General features: G+C 73.1%; 15 protein-coding genes. 9 read left to right on the top strand and 6 right to left on the bottom strand.

All coding sequences use genetic code 11. The features are described 5' to 3' along the window. Positions 1–2853 (top strand): AfsR/SARP family transcriptional regulator, encoded by a 2853-nt coding sequence (locus tag IH61_RS49660; protein ID WP_063763252.1) that lies wholly within the window; start codon positions 1–3, stop codon positions 2851–2853. 131 nt (positions 2854–2984) lie between these two features. Here the strand turns inward: IH61_RS49660 and IH61_RS49655 are convergent, their stop codons facing one another. Next, positions 2985–4721, bottom strand: coding sequence for a serine/threonine protein kinase (locus tag IH61_RS49655; RefSeq protein ID WP_051837765.1), 1737 nt, complete (start codon positions 4719–4721; stop codon positions 2985–2987). A 480-nt stretch (positions 4722–5201) separates the two neighbouring features. Here IH61_RS49655 and IH61_RS0123505 point away from each other — a divergent pair, with 480 nt between their 5' ends. Then, complete coding sequence (locus tag IH61_RS0123505; RefSeq protein WP_031073004.1) at positions 5202–6170, top strand: cytochrome c oxidase assembly protein; 969 nt, start codon at positions 5202–5204, stop codon at positions 6168–6170. A 77-nt stretch (positions 6171–6247) separates the two neighbouring features. Beyond that, entirely contained in the window at positions 6248–6880 is a 633-nt protein-coding gene (locus IH61_RS0123500) for a YdcF family protein (protein WP_051837763.1), read from the top strand. A 124-nt stretch (positions 6881–7004) separates the two neighbouring features. Here the strand turns inward: IH61_RS0123500 and IH61_RS0123495 are convergent, their stop codons facing one another. The 3 genes from IH61_RS0123495 to IH61_RS0123485 form a co-directional block, all read right to left on the bottom strand. Then, complete coding sequence (locus tag IH61_RS0123495) at positions 7005–9227, bottom strand: NADP-dependent isocitrate dehydrogenase (RefSeq protein WP_031072998.1); 2223 nt, start codon at positions 9225–9227, stop codon at positions 7005–7007. Positions 9228–9315: 88 nt separating this feature from the next. After that, positions 9316–9666 (bottom strand): DUF4180 domain-containing protein, encoded by a 351-nt coding sequence (locus tag IH61_RS0123490; protein ID WP_031072995.1) that lies wholly within the window; start codon positions 9664–9666, stop codon positions 9316–9318. A gap of 3 nt (positions 9667–9669) precedes the next feature. Next, a complete protein-coding gene (locus IH61_RS0123485) occupies positions 9670–10098 on the bottom strand; it encodes a helix-turn-helix domain-containing protein (RefSeq protein ID WP_031072993.1) in 429 nt (142 codons plus the stop codon). Between the two features lie 262 nt (positions 10099–10360). On the opposite strand from IH61_RS0123485, the gene IH61_RS0123480 reads away from it, so the two are divergent. Together IH61_RS0123480 and IH61_RS0123475 are read left to right on the top strand one after the other, a co-directional pair. Beyond that, complete coding sequence (locus IH61_RS0123480; RefSeq protein ID WP_051837762.1) at positions 10361–10654, top strand: SAV_915 family protein; 294 nt, start codon at positions 10361–10363, stop codon at positions 10652–10654. After that, entirely contained in the window at positions 10651–10983 is a 333-nt protein-coding gene (locus IH61_RS0123475) for a hypothetical protein (RefSeq protein WP_031072988.1), read from the top strand. Before IH61_RS0123480 ends, IH61_RS0123475 begins: the two co-directional genes overlap by 4 nt. Before the next feature lie 17 nt (positions 10984–11000). On the opposite strand, the gene IH61_RS0123470 is transcribed toward IH61_RS0123475, so the two are convergent. Continuing rightward, complete coding sequence (locus tag IH61_RS0123470) at positions 11001–11246, bottom strand: hypothetical protein (RefSeq protein ID WP_158845208.1); 246 nt, start codon at positions 11244–11246, stop codon at positions 11001–11003. Positions 11247–11683: 437 nt separating this feature from the next. Between IH61_RS0123470 and IH61_RS0123465 the strand changes: the two genes are divergently transcribed. Next, positions 11684–13243, top strand: a complete 1560-nt coding sequence (locus IH61_RS0123465) for an APC family permease (protein WP_031072983.1) — start codon at positions 11684–11686, stop codon at positions 13241–13243. A gap of 119 nt (positions 13244–13362) precedes the next feature. On the opposite strand, the gene IH61_RS0123460 is transcribed toward IH61_RS0123465, so the two are convergent. After that, positions 13363–14988: an FAD-dependent oxidoreductase gene (locus IH61_RS0123460; RefSeq protein WP_031072981.1), complete on the bottom strand. Its 1626-nt coding sequence runs from the start codon at positions 14986–14988 to the stop codon at positions 13363–13365. A gap of 249 nt (positions 14989–15237) precedes the next feature. Here IH61_RS0123460 and IH61_RS0123455 point away from each other — a divergent pair, with 249 nt between their 5' ends. The 3 genes from IH61_RS0123455 to IH61_RS0123445 are packed head-to-tail and all read left to right on the top strand — an operon-like array spanning position 15238 to position 18112. After that, positions 15238–16404 (top strand): SchA/CurD-like domain-containing protein, encoded by a 1167-nt coding sequence (locus IH61_RS0123455; protein ID WP_031072978.1) that lies wholly within the window; start codon positions 15238–15240, stop codon positions 16402–16404. Between the two features lie 29 nt (positions 16405–16433). Beyond that, positions 16434–16859, top strand: a complete 426-nt coding sequence (locus tag IH61_RS0123450) for a cupin domain-containing protein (RefSeq protein ID WP_031072977.1) — start codon at positions 16434–16436, stop codon at positions 16857–16859. Next, on the top strand, positions 16856–18112 hold the full coding sequence (locus IH61_RS0123445; protein ID WP_031072975.1) for a beta-ketoacyl-[acyl-carrier-protein] synthase family protein: 1257 nt from the start codon (positions 16856–16858) through the stop codon (positions 18110–18112). The genes IH61_RS0123450 and IH61_RS0123445 overlap by 4 nt, the downstream gene beginning before the upstream one ends. The last annotated feature ends 3 nt before the right edge of the window (positions 18113–18115 follow it).

Genomic DNA, 18115 nt, shown 5'->3' with positions numbered 1-18115 from the left:
GTGGGTGGGTTGCGGTTCGTGGTGCTGGGGGCGGTGCGGGGGTGGCGGGGTGAGGGGGAGCTTGCGCTGGGGTCGCCGCAGCAGCGGAGTCTGTTGGTGTCGTTGTTGTTGAGGGCTGGGCATCCGGTGTCGGCTGCGCAGTTGATCGACGATCTGTGGGGGGAGGAGCCGCCGGCGAAGGCGACCGGGGTGATCCGGACGTATGTGCACCGGTTGCGGCGGGTGTTGGGACCGGAGGCGCTGACGTCGTTGGGTGGGGGGTATCTGCTCACGGTCGAGCCGGGGGCGCTGGACATTCAGAGGTGTGAGCAGCTCGTGGCTGGGGCCCGGGAGTTGCAGGGTGCTGAGGCCGCGAGCACGCTACGGTCGGCGCTGGCGCTGTGGCAGGGCGAGCCGATGGCCGGGCTGCCCGGGCCGTACGCGGAGCGGCAGCGTGGGGAGTGGGCCGAGCGCAGGGTGGCGGTGCTGGAGGCGTGTCTGGAGGCGGAGGTCGGGACCGGGCCGGGTGCGACCGTGGCCGAGTTGACGGCGCTGGTGGCCGAGCACCCGCTCAGGGAGCGGTTTTCCGAGCTGCTGATGCTCGCCCTGTACCGGACGGGTCGGCAGGCCGAGGCGCTCAGTGTGTACCGGGACGCCGATCGGCGGTTGCGTGAGCAGCTCGGTGTTGCCGCCGGGCCCGGTCTGGGCGAGTTGCACCGCCGGATTCTGGCGGCGGATGTTGATCTTGTGGCCCCGGTCGCGCCAAAGGCAGCGACCGCCCTCCCGACGTACCAGGCGGCGGTGCGGCCGACCCAGGTCCCGGCCGATCTGGCCGACTTCACCGGCCGCCAGGCGCAGGCCGAGGCGCTGCGCACCGCCCTGCGGGCGCCGCACACCGTGCCGGTGGCCACGATCTCGGGCCTGGGCGGGGTGGGCAAGACCGCGCTGGCCGTGCACGTCGCGCACGGGCTCGCCGCCGAGTTCCCGGACGGGCAGCTCTACGTCGATCTGCACGGCGGCGCCGACGGCCGGCCGACCCGGCCCGAGGAGGCGCTCGCCGCGTTCCTGCGCGCCCTGGGTCTCCCGGCGGACGCCCTCGCGCCCGGGGCCGCCGAACGCGCGGCCCAGTTCCGCTCGCTGCTCTCCGGACGGCGCGTGCTGGTCGTGCTCGACAACGCCCGGGACGCGGAGCAGATCAGGCCGCTGCTGCCCGGCGGGCCGGGCTGTGCGGTGCTGGTCACGAGCCGGGCGCGGCTCGGCTCGCTCCCCAACGCGCAGGTCGTCGAGCTGCCCGCGTTCGCCCCTCGGGAGGCGCTCGACCTGCTGGGGCGCGTCGTCGGGCCGGAGCGGATCGCGGCGGAGAGGGACGAGGCCGAGGAGCTGGTCCGGCTCTGCGGGAACCTTCCCCTCGCTGTGCGCATCCTCGCCGCCCGGCTCGCCTGCCGGCCCGGGTGGACGGTGGCGCGGCTGCTGGAGAAGCTGTCGGAGGACCGTCGGCGGCTGGACGTGCTGCGCACGGGGGACCTCGCCGTCGAGTCGGCGTTCCGGTTCGGCTACGACCAGCTGACGCCCGAACAGGCCCGCGCTTTCCGGCTGTTGGCCGTGCCGGAGGTGCCGGATCTGTCGCCGGGGGCGGTCGCGGCGGTGCTGGACCTGCCGGAGGAGGAGGCCGAGGAGCTGGCGGAGTCGCTCGTCGACTGCTCGATGCTGGAGACCACTCCCCCGGACCGCTACCGCTACCACGACCTCCTCCGGGCCTTCGCCCTGCGCCTCGAAGACCCCGAGGAACAACCGGCGGCCGTCCTCACCCGCCTGGCCGGGTTCCTCCACGCCGCCCGCAGCCGGGGCGAGTACGCCGCCGTCGGCGCGCTGGTCGGGCAGTGCGCCGCGCTCGCCGAGCCGCCGTGCCTCGGCCTGCTCGCCGAACTCCTCCTGGACGCAAGCCTGTTGTGCGAGACCGGGCAGGCCACCCGGCCGCTCGGCCATGCGGCGAAGGTCCTCCTCCAGGCCGCCGTGCGCCTCGACGACCGTACGGCCGAGGTGAGGGCCCGGCTGGTCCTCGGACGGCTGCTGACCGAGGTCGGCTCCGAGCCCTCGGCCCTCGCCGAGCTGCTCAGGGCCCGCGACCTGTGCGCGGCGCACGGCCTGCCGGGGTCACTGCTCGCCCTGGCCCACGCCTCGCTCGCCGCGCTGTTCGTCCAGGTCGGCCGGCCCGGTGACGCGGTCGAGGGCTTCACGGCGGCCATCTCCGTCTGGGAGCGGCTCGGCGACCAGCGCGCGGTGGCGGCCGAACTCCTCAATCTGGCGGGCGCGTTCACCGAACTCGGCCGGTTCGAGGCAGCCGTCCGGGTGGTGGACCAGTCCCTGGTGATCTGCCACCGCCTCGCCGACCGCGAGCTCGAGGCCCTCGCCCTCGACTCCCTGGGCACGATCGCCCACGACCGCGGCGAGTTCGAGCAGGCCCTGAGCCACCACCGCGCCGCCCTCGCCCTGCTGCGACCCGACGACCGGCGCCGCACGGGCCGTACGCTGCTGCGCCTCAGCGAGTCGCTGCGCGCCCTCGGCCGTGGCGGCGAGGCGGTGGAGGCGGCGGCCCGGGCGGTCGAGGTGCTGACGCTCGACGGCGACCGCCGCGGGCGGGGGCTGGCCCTGGCCGCGCTCGGTGACGCGCTCACGGGGGGCAGCGGCCCGGCGGGAGGGAGTAACAGCCCCGCAGGCACCGGCACACAGCAGGCGCGGGCGCACCGGGAGGAGGCGTACGAGATCCTGGCCGCCATCGGCTCCCCCGAGGCCGACCGGCTGCGGGCGCTGATCGGCCCCGGCGGGCCCGCCGACCGGCCGCGGCGGCAGTGGCCGTCCTGGCTGCCCGCCTGATCACGGGCCCTCCGCCCGCCTCCCTGCCCACCCGATCACAGGCTCTCCACCCGCCTCCCTGCCCACCTCCCTCGCCGCCTGATCACGGACTCCTGTCACCGACTCCTGTCACGGACTCCTGTCACCGACTCCTACGAGAAGGTCCACACCTGCTCGGCGGTGTTCGAGCAGGTGGCCGCCCTCAGCGCGTAGTTGATCCCGTCGAACACCAGGCAGTCCCTGGTGGCGTAGTTGACGATGTGGTAGCCACCCGTCACCGCCACCACGGACCAGGTCTGGGTTTGGCGCGTCGGCTGGTTCGTCCAGATCTGTACCAGCCTGGTCGTCACGTCCAGGTCGAGCGACTTGGTGAAGTCGGTGGCGGCGTTGCGCAGGTAGTAGTTGCCGTCCGAGACCTTGTCCAGCCGCCATGCCTGCGCCGTGGAACCGTTGGCGCCGTAGGTGATGACCTGGTTCCCGTCCACGTTCGCGGAGTGGTAGTTGTCCAGGACGCCGCCGTTGCTGCCGACCTGGACCAGGGTGGGCTGCGGCGGCTTCGTCTCCTGGGTGGGCGGGGCGGACGTCGCGGTGGGGGCGGGAGCGGGCGCGGTGGGCGTGGCCGGTTCGCGAGGGGCGGGCGAAGCGGGGGAGGTCGGCGCCGGGGCGGCCGGCACAGAGGTGGGCGCGGAGGTGGGCGCGGAGGGGGCCGGTACTACGGGCGACGGGGTGGTCGCCTCGGGCTGGGCGGGCGCGGCGGTGGGCGCGGTCGGCCCGGGTGCCGGGCTCGGCCCCGCCGGCGGGACGGCCGGGGCAGGGGCGGAGGCGGGTGCCGACGTCGCGACCGTCGGGACGGCCGCCGGTTCCGCCACCGCGGCGGGCCCCTCGGCGGCGGCCTCCTGACCGGGCCGGATGACCGTCGCCCCGGCGGCGCCGGCCACGCAGAGCAGCGTCAGCACCGTCACCCCGACGAGCGCGCGCACCCGCCGCCCGGCCCTGGAGGGGCGTGCGGGAGAGACGACGGCAGCGGTCGGCCGGGGCCGGAAGGAGACGTGCGGCACGTCCTCCCCGAGCCCGGCCAGCGCCTCCTGCACGGCCTCCGCCATCGAGGCCGCGTCCGGCCACCGCTCGCCGGCCTCCTTGGCCATCGCCCGCCGGATCAGCGCCTCCACCGGCGCGGGCACGCCCTCGGGCAGTGGCGGCACGGGCTCGGTCAGGTGCTTGAGGATCACCTCGAGGGCGGTCTCCCCGTCGAAGGGCAGCCGCCCGGAGAGGCACTCGTGGAGGACGACGCCGAGCGCGTAGAGGTCCGCCGAGGCGGTGACGGTCCCGGTCGACGCCTGCTCGGGCGCCTGGTAGGCGGCGGTGCCGAGCACCATCCCGGGGACGGTCAGGCGGGCGTCGCAGCCGGGGCGGGCGATGCCGAAGTCGGCGATGACCGTCCGGTCCTCGCGGACCATCAGGTTGGCCGGCTTGATGTCCCGGTGGACGATCCCGGAGTCGTGCGCGGCCTGCAGGGCTTCCAGCACCTGGAGCGCCATGCGCAGGGTCTGCCCGACCGGCAGGGCGCCGGCGCGGTCCAGGACGGCGCTGAGCGGCTCGCCGTCGATCAGCTCCATGACGAGGTAGCCGACCGAGCGCCGCCCGTCCGCCTCGTCGTGCCCGTAGTCGTACACGCCGACGATGCCGGGGTGGCGCAGCTGCGCCATGACGCGGGCCTCGGCGTGGAAGCGTTCGGCGAAGCCGTCCTCCTCCAGGAGGGCGGGCTTCACCACCTTGACGGCCACCCGGCGGCCGAGGACCTCGTCCTCGGCGAGCCACACGTCACCCATCGACCCACCGCCGAGCCAGTCCTCCAGCCGGTAGCGGTCGGCGAGTACGGTGCCCTGCATGGTTCTCCCTGGTCAGAGTCCTCGGACGCACCGAGGTCCGGGGCGTCCTCCGAAGATCATGACATCAACAAATAACTACTGACTTACCGTCAGATGAATCACGCCCGGTTCCGGCCAGTCCCCACGGCTCCGAGGTAAAGCCGCAGGTCAAGGCCCCCGCGGGCCCTGCGCGGCTCCGGCGCGCCGGGCGCGACGCGCAGCAACCAGGGTCGAACAACTGGTCCCGCCTGGGCCCGACGGGCTGATCACCCTACGGGCCGAGCACGCGTGCGCACCGGCGGCGGGACCGCCGGTGCGCACGGCCCGTACCACCTGTACTGCCCGTACCACCCGTACAAGGTTGAACGGAAGGGGGGCGGTGGCACGGCCCGGGGTAAGGCCGACCTAGGCTGTATGCCAAGCAAAACGGGCGAACCGGACCCACCAGTGGGGCCACATGACGGAAAGCGGGACTCGCCGATGGGCGACGGGATGTCAGGCATGCACCACCACGGCGGGATGACCCAGCCGGGCCCGTTCACGCTCTCCAACGTGTGGACGTGGTCCCCGGACTGGGTGTTCCTGCTCGCCGGCCTGGCGGCCCTCGGGCTGTACCTGGCGGGCGCGGTGCGGCTCTACCGGCGCGGCGACAAGTGGCCCGTCGGCCGGGTCGTCGCCTGGGCGGCGGGCATCGGCACGATGCTGCTGGTCACCTGCACCGGGCTGAACGACTACGGCATGGCGCTGTTCAGCGCGCACATGATCCAGCACATGGTGCTGTCCATGCTGACGCCGATCCTGATGCTCCTCGGCGCCCCGATCACCCTGGCCCTGCGTGCCCTGCGCCCGGCCGGCAAGGGGCGGCCGCGCGGGCCGCGCGAGCTGCTGGTGGCGCTGCTGCACAGCACCTACGTACGGGTGATCTCGCACCCGGCGTTCACCATCCCGCTGTTCATCGCGAGCCTGTACGGGGTCTACTTCACCCCGCTCTTCGACTTCCTGATGCAGTACCGCGCCGGGCACATCCTCATGATGGTGCACTTCCTGGCCACGGGCCTGGTGTTCTTCTGGCCGATCATGGGCGTGGACCCGGGCCCGAACCGCCCCGGCCACGTGATGCGGATCATCGAACTGTTCATGGGCATGCCCTTCCACGCCTTCTTCGGCGTGGCGGTGATGATGGCCAGCCACCCGCTGGTGACCAGCTTCACCGTGGACACGGCCCCGCCGGGGACGAACCTCCTGGAGGACCAGAAGCTCGCCGGCGGCATCACCTGGGCCTTCGGCGAGATCCCGACGGCGATCGTGCTGATCGCGCTGGTCTACCAGTGGATGCGCTCCGAGCAGCGCCAGGCCCGCCGGGCCGACCGCGCCGAGGAGCGCTCGGGCGACGCGGAGCTGGAGGCGTACAACGCCTACCTGGCCTCGCTCAACCGGGGCGGCCGCCGCCCGGCCCCCGACGCCGGGTAGCGGCTTCCGCGAGATACCTCACAGAGCCCCCGTTCCGGCCCCGGAACGGGGGCTCCGCCGCAGGCGTTCGAGGGGATATGCACGTCCTGCTCCTCCCCGTCGCCCTGCTCGCCGGGTACGTCCTGCTCTGGCTGCTCGGCTTCCTCGGCCTCGCCCTGCGCGGTCGGCGCCGCCCGGTGCCGGAGGGCGCGGACTACCTGGTGGTGCTGGGCGCGGCCCTGGTCGGCTGCGAGCCGGGGCCGGCGCTGACCGCCCGCCTGGACGCCGCGCTGATACGTCTCGCCGCCGAGGAGGCCGCCGGGTACGCGCCGCTGGTGCTGGTCACCGGCGGCAAGGGCCCGCACGAGGACTGCACCGAGGCGGCCGCGATGGCCCGCTACCTGATCGCCCGGGGCGTGCCGCCCGAGCGCGTACGGCGCGAGGAGCGGGCCGTCAACACCGTCGAGAACCTGCGCTTCGCGGCCGCCCTGATGGCCGCCGAACGCCCCGGCTACCGCTGCACGGTGATCACCAGCGGCTTCCACACCGTCCGCTCCGCCCTCGCCGCCCGCCGCGCCGGAGCCCCCGCCCACGTCCTCGCCGCCGACCCCCTCCTCGCCCACGGCCCCTACGCCCTCCTGCGCGAGGCCGTCGGCACCGCCCTCACCCGCCCCGGCGCCCACACGGCCGCCCTCCTCCTGGCGGCCGGAGCCCTCCTCCTCACCCTCTGATCCCGCGATCCGCTCCGGTCCGGACTCCCCGAACGCCTCCTTCGCGCAGTCCTGCTCCTGAACGCCGCAGGCCCCGGGTCCGCGAAGGGGACCCGGGGCCTGCGTCAGCTCAGCTCGGCTACGGTCAGCCGAGGTTGGCGAGCGCCTCGTTGAAGGACTTCGACGGGCGCATCACGGCCGCGGCCTTGGCCGGGTCGGGCTGGTAGTAGCCGCCGAGGTCGACGGGCGAGCCCTGGACGGCGATCAGCTCGTCGACGATGACCTGCTCCTGCGAGGTCAGCGTCTCGGCCAGGCCCGCGAACGCCTGGGCCAGCTCGGCGTCCTCGGTCTGCTTGGCCAGCTCCTGGGCCCAGTACGTGGCCAGGTAGAAGTGGCTGCCGCGGTTGTCGATGCCGCCGAGGCGGCGGCTCGGCGACTTGTCCTCGTTGAGGAAGGTGCCGGTGGCGCGGTCGAGGGTGTCGGCCAGCACCTTGGCGCGGGCGTTGCCGGTGGTGGTGGCCAGGTGCTCGAAGCTGGCGGCCAGCGCGAAGAACTCGCCCAGGCTGTCCCAGCGCAGGTAGTTCTCCTTGACGAGCTGCTGGACGTGCTTCGGGGCGGAGCCGCCGGCGCCCGTCTCGAACAGGCCGCCGCCCGCCATCAGCGGGACGACCGACAGCATCTTGGCGCTGGTGCCCAGCTCCAGGATCGGGAACAGGTCGGTCAGGTAGTCGCGCAGCACGTTGCCGGTGACGGAGATGGTGTTCTCGCCGCGGCGGATGCGCTCCAGCGAGAACTTGGTGGCCTCGACCGGGGTCTTGATCTCGATGGTCAGGCCGGTGGTGTCGTGCTCCGGCAGGTACGCCTTGACCTTCTCGATCAGCACGGCGTCGTGGGCGCGCTCGGCGTCCAGCCAGAAGACGGCCGGGTCGCCGGTGGCGCGGGCGCGGGTGACGGCCAGCTTGACCCAGTCCTGGATCGGGGCGTCCTTGGTCTGGCAGGCGCGGAAGATGTCGCCGGGCTGGACGGCCTGCTCCAGGACGACGTTGCCCTCGGTGTCGACCAGGCGGACGGTGCCGGCGGCCGGGATCTCGAAGGTCTTGTCGTGGGAGCCGTACTCCTCGGCCGCCTGGGCCATCAGGCCGACGTTCGGGACGGAGCCGATGGTGGCCGGGTCGAGGGCGCCGTTGACGCGGCAGTCGTCGATGGTGGCCTGGTACACGCCGGCGTAGCTGTGGTCCGGGAGGACGGCGAGGGTGTCGGCCTCCTGGCCGTCCGGGCCCCACATGTGGCCGGAGGTGCGGATCATGGCCGGCATCGAGGCGTCGACGATGACGTCGCTCGGCACGTGCAGGTTGGTGATGCCCTTGTCGGAGTCGACCATGGCCAGGGCCGGGCCCTCGGCCAGCTCGGCCTCGAAGGACGCCTTGATCTCGGCGCCCAGGTGCGGCACGTTGTCGAGCCCGGCGAGGATGCCGCCGAGGCCGTTGTTCGGGTTCAGACCGGCGGCGACGAGCACCTCGCCGTACTTGGCGAAGGTCTTCGGGAAGAAGGCGCGCACGACGTGGCCGAAGATGATCGGGTCGGAGACCTTCATCATGGTGGCCTTGAGGTGCACCGAGAACAGCACGCCCTCGGCCTTGGCGCGGGCGACCTGCGCGGCCAGGAAGGTGTTCAGGGCGGCGGCGCGCATCACCGAGGCGTCGACGACCTCGCCGGCCAGCACCGGGACGCTCTCGCGCAGCACGGTGGTGGTGCCGTCCTCGCCGACCAGCTCGATGCGCAGGGCGCCGTCGGCGGCGATCACGGTGGACTTCTCGGTGCTCGCGAAGTCGTCCGCGTCCATGGTGGCGACGTTGGTCTTGGAATCGGCCGTCCACGCGCCCATGCGGTGCGGGTGGGTCTTGGCGTAGTTCTTGACCGACAGCGGGGCGCGGCGGTCGGAGTTGCCCTCGCGCAGGACGGGGTTGACCGCACTGCCCTTGACCTTGTCGTAGCGGGCGCGGACGTCCTTGTCCTCGTCGGTCCGCGGGTCGTCCGGGTAGTCCGGCAGGGCGTAGCCCTGGGCCTGGAGCTCGGCGATCGCGGCCTTGAGCTGCGGCACGGAGGCCGAGACGTTCGGCAGCTTGATGATGTTGGCGCCCGGGGTCTTGGCCAGCTGGCCCAGCTCGGCGAGGGCGTCGCCGATGCGCTGGTCCTCGGTCAGACGCTCCGGGAACGTGGCGATGATCCGCCCGGCCAGGGAGATGTCGCGGGTCTCCACCCGGACGCCCGCCGTCCTGGCGTACGCCTGGACCACCGGCAGGAACGAGTAGGTCGCCAGGGCCGGAGCCTCGTCGGTGTGCGTATAGATGATGGTCGAGTCAGTCATCGGTACTCCGCTTCACGTCTCCAACGTCTTGACGTCAAGATATCTCGTCCCGGGCCCCGAGCTCCACCTCCCCCCGCCCCGGAGCGTCTCAGCCCGTGGGAAAACGGGCCTCCAGCTCGCTCTCGTCGGCCAGGAACCACAGCTGGAGGCCCCGGTTGCTCTCCCGGACGAAGTCGCGCAGGGCGTCGCTCGCGGCGACGTGGCCGGTGATGTCGCCGAGCACGACGAGGCCGACCCGGTAGTTGACGAACTTCTGCACGATCCCTCCGGCGACGCGGGTGCGCAACACGAAGAAGTCCGGGTGCAGCCGCTCGACGGGGGCGACGACCCAGGTGGCCCCGTGGCCGAAGGCGTCGCCGATCACGTCCATCGCGTCCTGCTCGGTGCGGACGAGCGGGCCCTCGGCGGGCAGGCGCAGGACGGTGGGCCGGTCGGACATCTCTCAGTTCTCCCTGGTCAGCGCATGGACGATGGTGAGCAGCGCGGCGGTGTCCGCCGGGTCCCCGAGGACGATCAGCCGCAGGGTGCCCCGCTCGGGGTCGTGGACGGACTCCACGTGCAGCGGGCGGGCGCCGTCCCGGGGGCCGGCGACGGAGGCGAGGACGGCGGTGGTGATCCGGTCGACGGCGGCGCGGTCGACGTCCTCGATCCGGACGACGGAGGACACCTCGGCGCGGTGGCGTGCGACGACAGGGGCGACGGCGGGGGCGACGGGCGCGCCGGTGAGCGCCTCCAGGTCGGCGCGGGTGATCCGGTACTGCTTGCCGATCCTGGCGGCGGCGAGGCGTCCGTCGCGGATATAGCCGCGGACGGTGCGCACGTGCAGGCCGAGCAGTTCGGCCACCTGTTCCACCGAGTAGTACTGCTCCACCTGCGGCCGCCCTCCCAAACTTCCCTATCGGTGGGCAATCTATCACCCGAAAGGGTTGTTTAGGGAAAGATAGGGAGGGATAGAGAGTGGTTTAGTCCAATCGGGTGACGGGGACGTCAGGGCTGCGTCAACACGTCACCCCATTCGGTCAACACCGCGTCAGGACGGGCGACGGGGGCCGCCGGTCGGCCTAGCGTCGACTCCGCAGTCGTTTCAGCAGTCGTTCCAGCAGGCACCACCCCACCCACTCGGGAGCACCCGCATGGCCCGCGTCGTCTGGCACGTTCCGGTCACCACCTCCGCCCACGGGGGCGCCACGGCTCTCCGCCTCTTCCGCCTGCGCGACGGCCGCCGCTGCGCGGTCGGCTTCTCCAGCCCCGAAGCCCTGGCCGCCCTGCTCGGCCCGGAGCAGGCGCACACCGAGCTCGCCGAGCCCGCGCTGCGCGCCCTGGCCATGCCGCTCGGCGTCGACACGCTGGTGCTGGACCCGCGCCTGGTCGCCGCCCCCGTCACGGCCGTCGCCCCCGCCCCGACCGCGCAGCTCCAGCACCGGTGACCGCCCTCCAACTGCTCCCGGGCGGCAACGAGCCCGACCCCGAGCCACGGACACCCGGGCAGGCCCGGTCCCTGCGGGCCGTCGCCCGGATCAGCTACGGGCCCGTCCCGCTGGACTTCGACCGCCTGGCGGCGGAGCTCCCGGCCGTCCAGAGCGGTCTGGCGCTGGCCGGCGACGCGGACCTGGAGCTGCACCTGGCCTGCACCGGGCCCGAGGAGTTACGGGCGGTGGCGGCGGCCCTGCACCGCGCGGGGGCGGCGAAGGTGCACATCGACCTGGTGCTGCGGGCCCTGACCCCGGCCCCGGTGACCCTGCGGCCGGTCACCTGAACTAACCCGACTGTTCGTCAGTCCTCGTAGCCGGGGCGGGGGTTGGGATTGACCCCCTGGCCGTCGATCGGCTGCCCCCAGGCGTCCTCGCCCTCGCCGCCCACGCAGTAGCCGGCGCCCTGCACCTCACCCCCGGCAGAACGGCACTGCTCCGCGGTGACGTCACGCGGGCGGGCGGGGGCGGCCGAGGCGGGGGTGGCTATGACCCCGAGCGAGAGAGCGGCGAGGAGGGCGGCAGCGGGGGCGGTACGCGAAGTGGTCATGCGGATACGACAGCACGCCCGTTCGACGGCGGCGACCACAGCGCGCCCGCCCGGGTGGCCGCGCATGGCCATGCCCGCCGCGCCATATCCATGTTTCGAATTGGGCTCCCATGATGCCGACCGGCAGCCCGAAGCTCAATTCCCTCTCAAATGCTGGACTTACCCGTCGGTTACGTAACAAGCCGAAATAGAGAACGCCCCCTACCAGGGAGAATGTCCGGGAAAGAAAGTAAACATTCAGTAATGAGCTCTGTGCATACCTCTATGAATAGACCTACTGTGTGGCAACTCTCCGCGCTCCGCCCACCCCGGAGCCCCCACCCACAGAGAGATCGCACATGGCTCCCCTGTACCAGATCTCGCCGCCTGGCCAGAGCACCGGCACCGGCCCCACCACCCACCGCTCGCTCAAGCGCCACGTCGGCCTCATCGGCCTGATGTGGGCCTCGGTCGGCTCGATCATCGGCTCCGGCTGGCTCTTCGGCGCCAAGAACGCCGTCATGGCGGCAGGGCCCGCCGCGACCATCTCCTGGGGCATCGGCGCGGTCGCCATCGTGCTGCTCGCCCTGGTGCACGCCGAACTCGGCGGGATGTTCCCCGTCTCCGGCGGCACCGCGCGCTACCCGCACTACGCCTTCGGCGGCCTGGCCGGCATGTCCTTCGGCTGGTTCTCCTGGCTCCAGGCCGCGACCGTCGCCCCCATCGAGGTCGAGGCCATGATCGGCTACGCCCGGCACTGGTCCTGGGCAGGCGGCCTGCTGAACGGCGACAACACCCTCACCGCCAGCGGATTCGCCGTCGCCACCGTACTGATGGCGGTCTTCGTCGCGGTCAACTTCCTCGGCGTGCGGGTACTCACCCGGACGAACTCCATCGCCACCTGGCTGAAGATCTTCGTTCCTCTGTTCACGATCTTCGTGCTGGCCGCGTCCAACTTCCACGGCTCGAACTTCACCTCGCACGGCTTCGCGCCCTTCGGCGCCAAGGGCGTGCTCGCCGCGATCAGCACCAGCGGCATCATCTTCGCCCTGCTGGGCTTCGAGCAGGCCATCCAGATCGCCGGCGAGAGCCGCAACCCCAAGCGCGACATCCCCCGGGCCGTCCTCGGCTCCGTCGCCATCGGCACCCTGATCTACACCCTGCTCCAGGTGGTCTTCATCGGCGCCCTGCCGGTCAGCGCCTTCGCGGGCGGCTGGGACAAGCTCGACTTCCCCGGCATCGACGGCCCCTTCGCGGGCCTGGCCACCGTGGTCGGCCTCGGCTGGCTGGCCTGGGTGCTGTACATGGACGCGGTGATCTCCCCCGGCGGCACCGGCCTGATCTACACCACCTCGACCTCGCGGATCTCCTACGGCCTGAGCAAGAACGGCTACGCCCCGCAGAAGTTCGAGCAGCTGGACCGCAACGGCGTGCCGTGGTTCGGCCTGATCGTCTCCTTCGTCACCGGCGTCATCTGCTTCCTGCCCTTCCCCAGCTGGCAGGAGCTGGTCGGCTTCATCACCTCCGCCAGCGTGCTGATGTACGCCGGCGCCCCGCTGGCCTTCGGCGCCCTGCGCCGGCGCCTGCCCGCCCGTGAGCGCTCCTACCGCCTGCCGCTGGGCGGGCTGATCTCCCCGGCCGCCTTCGTGGTCGCGAGCCTGATCATCTACTGGTCCGGCTGGCACATCCTGTCCCGCCTGGGCATCGCGATCGTGCTCGGCTACCTGCTGCTCGGCGGGTACGCGGCCTACGCCATCCGCAAGGGCCTGCCCAACGCGCCGCGGCTGAACTGGAAGGCCGCCCAGTGGCTGCCGGTCTACCTGCTGGGCCTCGGCCTGATCTCCTGGCAGGGCGGTTTCGGGGACGGCACCGGCCGCATCCCGATGTGGTACGACATGGCGCTCGTCACGGTGTTCGCGCTGGGGATCTACGCCTGGGCGATCCGCGTGGCGCTGCCCGCCGAGGAGATCGAGCGCGAGGTCGCCGACGTCGAGGTGGTCGACGCGGGCGGCCACTGACCCCCCCCCCGCTCTTCCAGCAATCCCCCCCCCCCGAGGTTCCTTAGCGAAGAACGGGCCCGCCGGTCACCGAGACCGGCGGGCCCGCCGCGCGTTTCTCACAGGTCACAGGTCACGGGTCACAGGTCCAGGACGCTCCGCAGCACGCCCGCCAGTTCCGCCTCCGGGTCCTGCCCCGGGCCGGAGGAGCGCCAGGCGACGAAGCCGTCCGGGCGCACCAGCACCGCGCCCTGCGGGCCGATCCCGTGCAGTTCGGCGAAGTCGGTGCCCTCCTGCGGCGCCAGGTCGTCCTCGGCGCCGTCGCCGATCCGGTAGCCGTCCAGCGGTACGGCCAGCCGGTCGGCGGCGCGCCGGGCGCCCTCCTGCCAGGCGGCGCCGCCGGGCCCGGTGAGCAGCACCATCGCCTGCTCGTACAGGTCCAGGGTGGACAGCCGCACGCCCGCGCGCGACAGCCACTGGTGCGGAGCGCGGCTGCCCGGCTCGCCCGCCGACTCGAACTTGTCCGGGACGACGGGCCCGTCCGGGTCGGTGCCGACCACGGCGCCCACCGGGTAGCGGTAGCCGAGCGCCACCGCCAGCACCCCGGCCTGCCGGCCCACGCCCGGCACCACCGCGTAGCCGGGGTGACTGTGCTCGGCGGAGCGGGCCGAGGCGCGCTCGCTGGTCACCCGGGCCACCGGACGGCGCTCCTGCCCGTACGTCTCCAGCAGGGCGGGCCCGGCCCAGCCGCACAGGACGGCGGCGAGCTTCCAGGCCAGGTTGTGGGCGTCCTGGATGCCGGTGTTGGAGCCGAAGGCGCCGGTCGGGGACATCTCGTGCGCGGAGTCCCCGGCGAGGAAGACCCGCCCGGCGCCGTAGCGGTCGGCGACCCGCTCGGCGGCGTGCCAGGGCGCCCGACCCGTCACCTCGACGTCCAGCTCCGGCAGGCCCACGGCCGTGCGGATGTGGCGCTCGCAGCGCTCGTCGGTGAAGGCTTCCAGCGGCTCGCCGTGCTCGGGGTGCCAGGGCGCGTGGAAGACCCACTCCTCCTGGTTGTCCACGGGCAGCAGAGCGCCGTCCGCCTCCGGGTTGGTCAGGTAGCAGGCGATGAAGTGCCGGTCGCCCACCACCTCGGCCAGCCGCTTGGCGCGGAAGGTGATGCTGACGTTGTGGAACAGCTCGCCCTGGCCGCTCAGTCCGATGCCCAGGCGCTCGCGGGCGGGGCTGCGCGGGCCGTCCGCCGCGATCAGGTACTCCGAGTGCACCACCCGCTCCTCGCCGGACTCGCGGCTGCGCAGCACCGAGGTGACGCCCTCCTCGTCCTGCTCGAAGGAGACCAGCTCGGTGGCGAAGCGCACGTCCGCGCCCAGGTCGCGGGTGGCGCGCAGCAGCACCGGCTCGAGGTCGTTCTGGCTGCACAGGCACCAGGCGGTGGGGCTGAACCTCGCCAGGCGCCCGCCGGGGTCGATCTCCCGGAACAGCCACTCCTGCTCCTCGCCGGTCAGCGAGGGCGCCTGGAGGATGCCGTGGTTCGGGGCGAGCACCGAGGCGGCCTCGCGGATCGCCGGCTCGATCCCGGCCGTGCGGTAGAGCTCCATCGTGCGGACGTTGTTGCCTCGCCCGCGCGGGTGGTGCGAGGTGTCGGCGTGCTTCTCGACCAGCAGGTGCCTGACACCCAGTCGGCCGAGGAACAGCGAGGCCGACAGCCCGACCAGCGAGCCGCCCACGATCAGGACCGGCACCCGGTCGTCAACCTTCGGATTCATCAATTGCTCCACCCTGTACGGGGATTCCGCGGCCCGGCCGGGGGGCTCGGCGCCGCACTCGACGGGCCCGCTCCCCCGGGGCCCTCTCTTGCATCCCCCGCCCGGGGGGCCTTGCGCCGCCCCTTCGCCCGGATGGCCCGCAAATATCGCGGGCCCCCTCACGGGGCGATGACGATCGAGCGCAGCAGTGAACGCGCCCGGAGCAGGCCGAGAGCAGACCCAGCGAGGGCCCCGAGCAGAGAGTGGATCATGACGACCCTGTCCGAACCCCAGCGCCAGCAGACCGCCGAGACCGACAACCGGCTGAGGGTGGTGCTGATGCTGGAGATCCAGGACGGCGCCCAGCAGCGCTTCCTGGACGTCTACGAGCAGCTGCGCCACCAGGTGGCCGCGGTGCCCGGGCACGTCAGCGACCAGCTGTGCCAGTCGATCAACGACCCGCGCCAGTGGCTGATCACCAGCGAGTGGGAGGACCAGGAGACCTTCCTCAAGTGGGTGGACAGCCCGGCCCACCGCGAGATGGTCAAGCCGATGCACGGCTGCGTCAGCGACAACTTCCGCTCGCTGCGCTACGCCGTGCTGCGCCAGACCTCGGCGGCCGGCTCCAGCGGCACCCGCGCCCCGATGGAGGTCCCGCCGGGCCTGCCGAAGGCCGACCACGGCGCGCAGGCCGGCCCGCCGAAGGCCGACCCGGGCCCGGACGGCGTGGTGCGCCACGCGCTGACCTTCACCGTCAAGCCGGGCAGCGAGCCCGAGGTGGCCCGCATCCTGTCGAACTACGCCTCGCCCGAGGCCGTGGTGGACGAGGAGACCCGGCTGCGCCGTACCTCGCTGTTCCTGCACGGCAACCGGGTGGTGCGCGCCGTCGAGGTCACCGGCAGCCTGGGCGACGCGCTGCGGCACGTGGCGATGCAGCCCGAGGTGCGGGCCGTCGAGGAGGCGATCAACCCGTACCTCGAGGAGCACCGGCAGCTGGGCGACCCGCAGTCCGCCCGCGCGTTCTTCGCCAAGGCCGCGCTGCCCGCCAGGCACCAGGCCATCGCCAGCGCCCCGGCCTCGGGGCGGCTGCACCGCCACGCGGTGCTCTATCCGGTGCGCCCGGGCCTGGGCCAGGCCCTCGCCGAGCTGCTGGCCACGTACGACAACCTGGCCACCGCCGACCCGACCGGGCCGGTCGCGGCGAGCACCGTCTTCCAGCGCGAGGACGTGGTGGTGCGCCTGGTGGACCTGCGGGTGCCGGCCGAGGCCGACCCGGCGGCCGCCCTGGGCGTGGCCGGGGAGCGGGAGGCCACGGCGCTGGCCGCGCTGCTCGACCTGGGCCCGACGGGCGACCTGCGCACCGTCGCGGGCCTGAGCGCCGTCCTCGCGGCGCGCGCCATGAGCCCGCTCACCGACCGCAGCTCGCAGGAGTCCTGAGGACCCCGGCTCCACCGAAGGAGACAGACATGACCACGCAGTACCCACGGATCGTCGACCTCGACGAGGCTCCGGAGAACCGCCGCCACGGCGCCGAGCTGCGCACCATGCTCACCCCGCCCAGCTGCGGCGCGACCAGCGGCTTCATGGGCCTGGCGATCATCAAGCCCGGGGAGCGGATCAGGGAGCACTACCACCCGTACTCCGAGGAGTTCGTCTTCGTCGTCAGCGGCGACCTCGAGGTGGACCTCGACGGGGTGACCAGCGCCCTCAAGCCCGACCAGGCGCTGATGATCCCGATCAACATGCGCCACCGCTTCCGCAACGTCGGCAGCACCGAGGCGCGGATGGTCTTCCACTGCGGCCCGCTGGCGCCGCGCCCGGACCTGGGGCACGTCAGCACCGAGGACGGCGCCGGGGCGGACCCGCCGGAACACGCCGAGGTCGCCCGGTGACCCGGCGGGTCGCCGTCACCGGGATCGGTGTGGTCGCGCCCGGCGGAGTCGGCGTGTCGGCCTTCTGGGACCTGCTCACGGCCGGCCGCACCGCCACCCGGGGTATCACCCTCTTCGACCCCACCGGGTTCCGCTCCCGGATCGCCGCCGAGGTCGACTTCGACCCGGCGGCCCACGGGCTGGGCCCGCGTGATGTCCAACGGGCCGACCGGTACGTGCAGTTCGCGATGGTCGCGGCCGACGAGGCGATCGCCGACGCGGGCCTGGACCTCGCCGCCGAGGACCCGTGGCGGGTGGCCGTCTCGCTCGGCACGGCGGTCGGCGGCACCACCCGGCTGGAGCACGACTACGCGCTGGTCAGCGCCCACGGCGCCCGCTGGGACGTGGACCACCGCCAGGCGGAGCCGCAGCTGCACCGGGCCTTCGCGCCCAGCACCCTGGCCTCCGCCGTGGCCGAGCGGGTCGGCGCCCAGGGCCCGGTGCAGACCGTCTCCACCGGCTGCACCTCGGGCCTGGACGCGATCGGCTACGGCTTCCAGGCCGTCGAGGAGGGGCGCGCCGACGTCTGCGTGGCCGGCGCCTCCGACTCCCCGATCTCGCCGATCACCGTCGCCTGCTTCGACGCCATCAAGGCCACCAGCGAGCGCAACGACGACCCGGAGCACGCCTCCCGCCCCTTCGACGCCCACCGGGACGGCTTCGTCCTCGGCGAGGGCGGCGCCGTGCTGGTGCTGGAGGAACTGGAGCACGCCCGCCGGCGCGGCGCCCGGATCTACGGCGAGATCGGCGGCTTCGCCACCTTCGGCAACGCCTACCACATGACGGGCCTGACCACCGAGGGGCTGGAGATGTCCCGGGCGATCGACCAGGCCCTGGGCCACGCCCGGACCGACAGTGCCGACGTCGACTACGTCAACGCGCACGGCTCGGGCACCAAGCAGAACGACCGGCACGAGACCGCGGCCGTCAAGCGCTCGCTCGGCGCCCACGCCTACGCGACGCCGATGAGCTCGATCAAGTCGATGGTCGGGCACTCGCTCGGCGCCATCGGCGCGCTGGAGGTCGTCGCCTGCACCCTGGCGCTCGCGCACGGCGTCGTGCCGCCGACCGCCAACTACGAGACTCCCGACCCGGAGTGCGACCTCGACTACGTGCCGCGCACCGCGCGGGAGCTGCCGCTGAGGAACATCCTCTCGGTCGGCAGCGGATTCGGCGGCTTCCAGTCCGCCGTCGTGCTCAACAGAACGGGGTGAGTT

It is taken from the genome of Streptomyces sp. NRRL WC-3742 (genome assembly GCF_000720635.1).
Taxonomy (GTDB): domain Bacteria; phylum Actinomycetota; class Actinomycetes; order Streptomycetales; family Streptomycetaceae; genus Kitasatospora.
Note: the sequence above shows the minus strand (reverse complement) of the source record. Positions and strands in the feature narration are given on the sequence as shown.

Excerpts from the sequence above, each read along its gene's own strand:
- IH61_RS49655 (WP_051837765.1), bottom strand. The coding sequence starts at position 4,721 with ATGCAGGGCACCGTACTCGCCGACCGCTACCGGCTGGAGGACTGGCTC.
- IH61_RS0123490 (WP_031072995.1), bottom strand. The coding sequence starts at position 9,666 with ATGTCCGACCGGCCCACCGTCCTGCGCCTGCCCGCCGAGGGCCCGCTC.
- IH61_RS0123450 (WP_031072977.1), top strand. The coding sequence starts at position 16,434 with ATGACCACGCAGTACCCACGGATCGTCGACCTCGACGAGGCTCCGGAG.
- IH61_RS0123495 (WP_031072998.1), bottom strand. The coding sequence starts at position 9,227 with ATGACTGACTCGACCATCATCTATACGCACACCGACGAGGCTCCGGCC.
- IH61_RS0123480 (WP_051837762.1), top strand. The coding sequence starts at position 10,361 with ATGGCCCGCGTCGTCTGGCACGTTCCGGTCACCACCTCCGCCCACGGG.
- IH61_RS0123500 (WP_051837763.1), top strand. The coding sequence starts at position 6,248 with ATGCACGTCCTGCTCCTCCCCGTCGCCCTGCTCGCCGGGTACGTCCTG.
- IH61_RS0123470 (WP_158845208.1), bottom strand. The coding sequence starts at position 11,246 with ATGACCACTTCGCGTACCGCCCCCGCTGCCGCCCTCCTCGCCGCTCTC.
- IH61_RS0123455 (WP_031072978.1), top strand. The coding sequence starts at position 15,238 with ATGACGACCCTGTCCGAACCCCAGCGCCAGCAGACCGCCGAGACCGAC.
- IH61_RS0123505 (WP_031073004.1), top strand. The coding sequence starts at position 5,202 with ATGCACCACCACGGCGGGATGACCCAGCCGGGCCCGTTCACGCTCTCC.
- IH61_RS0123465 (WP_031072983.1), top strand. The coding sequence starts at position 11,684 with ATGTGGGCCTCGGTCGGCTCGATCATCGGCTCCGGCTGGCTCTTCGGC.
- IH61_RS0123460 (WP_031072981.1), bottom strand. The coding sequence starts at position 14,988 with ATGAATCCGAAGGTTGACGACCGGGTGCCGGTCCTGATCGTGGGCGGC.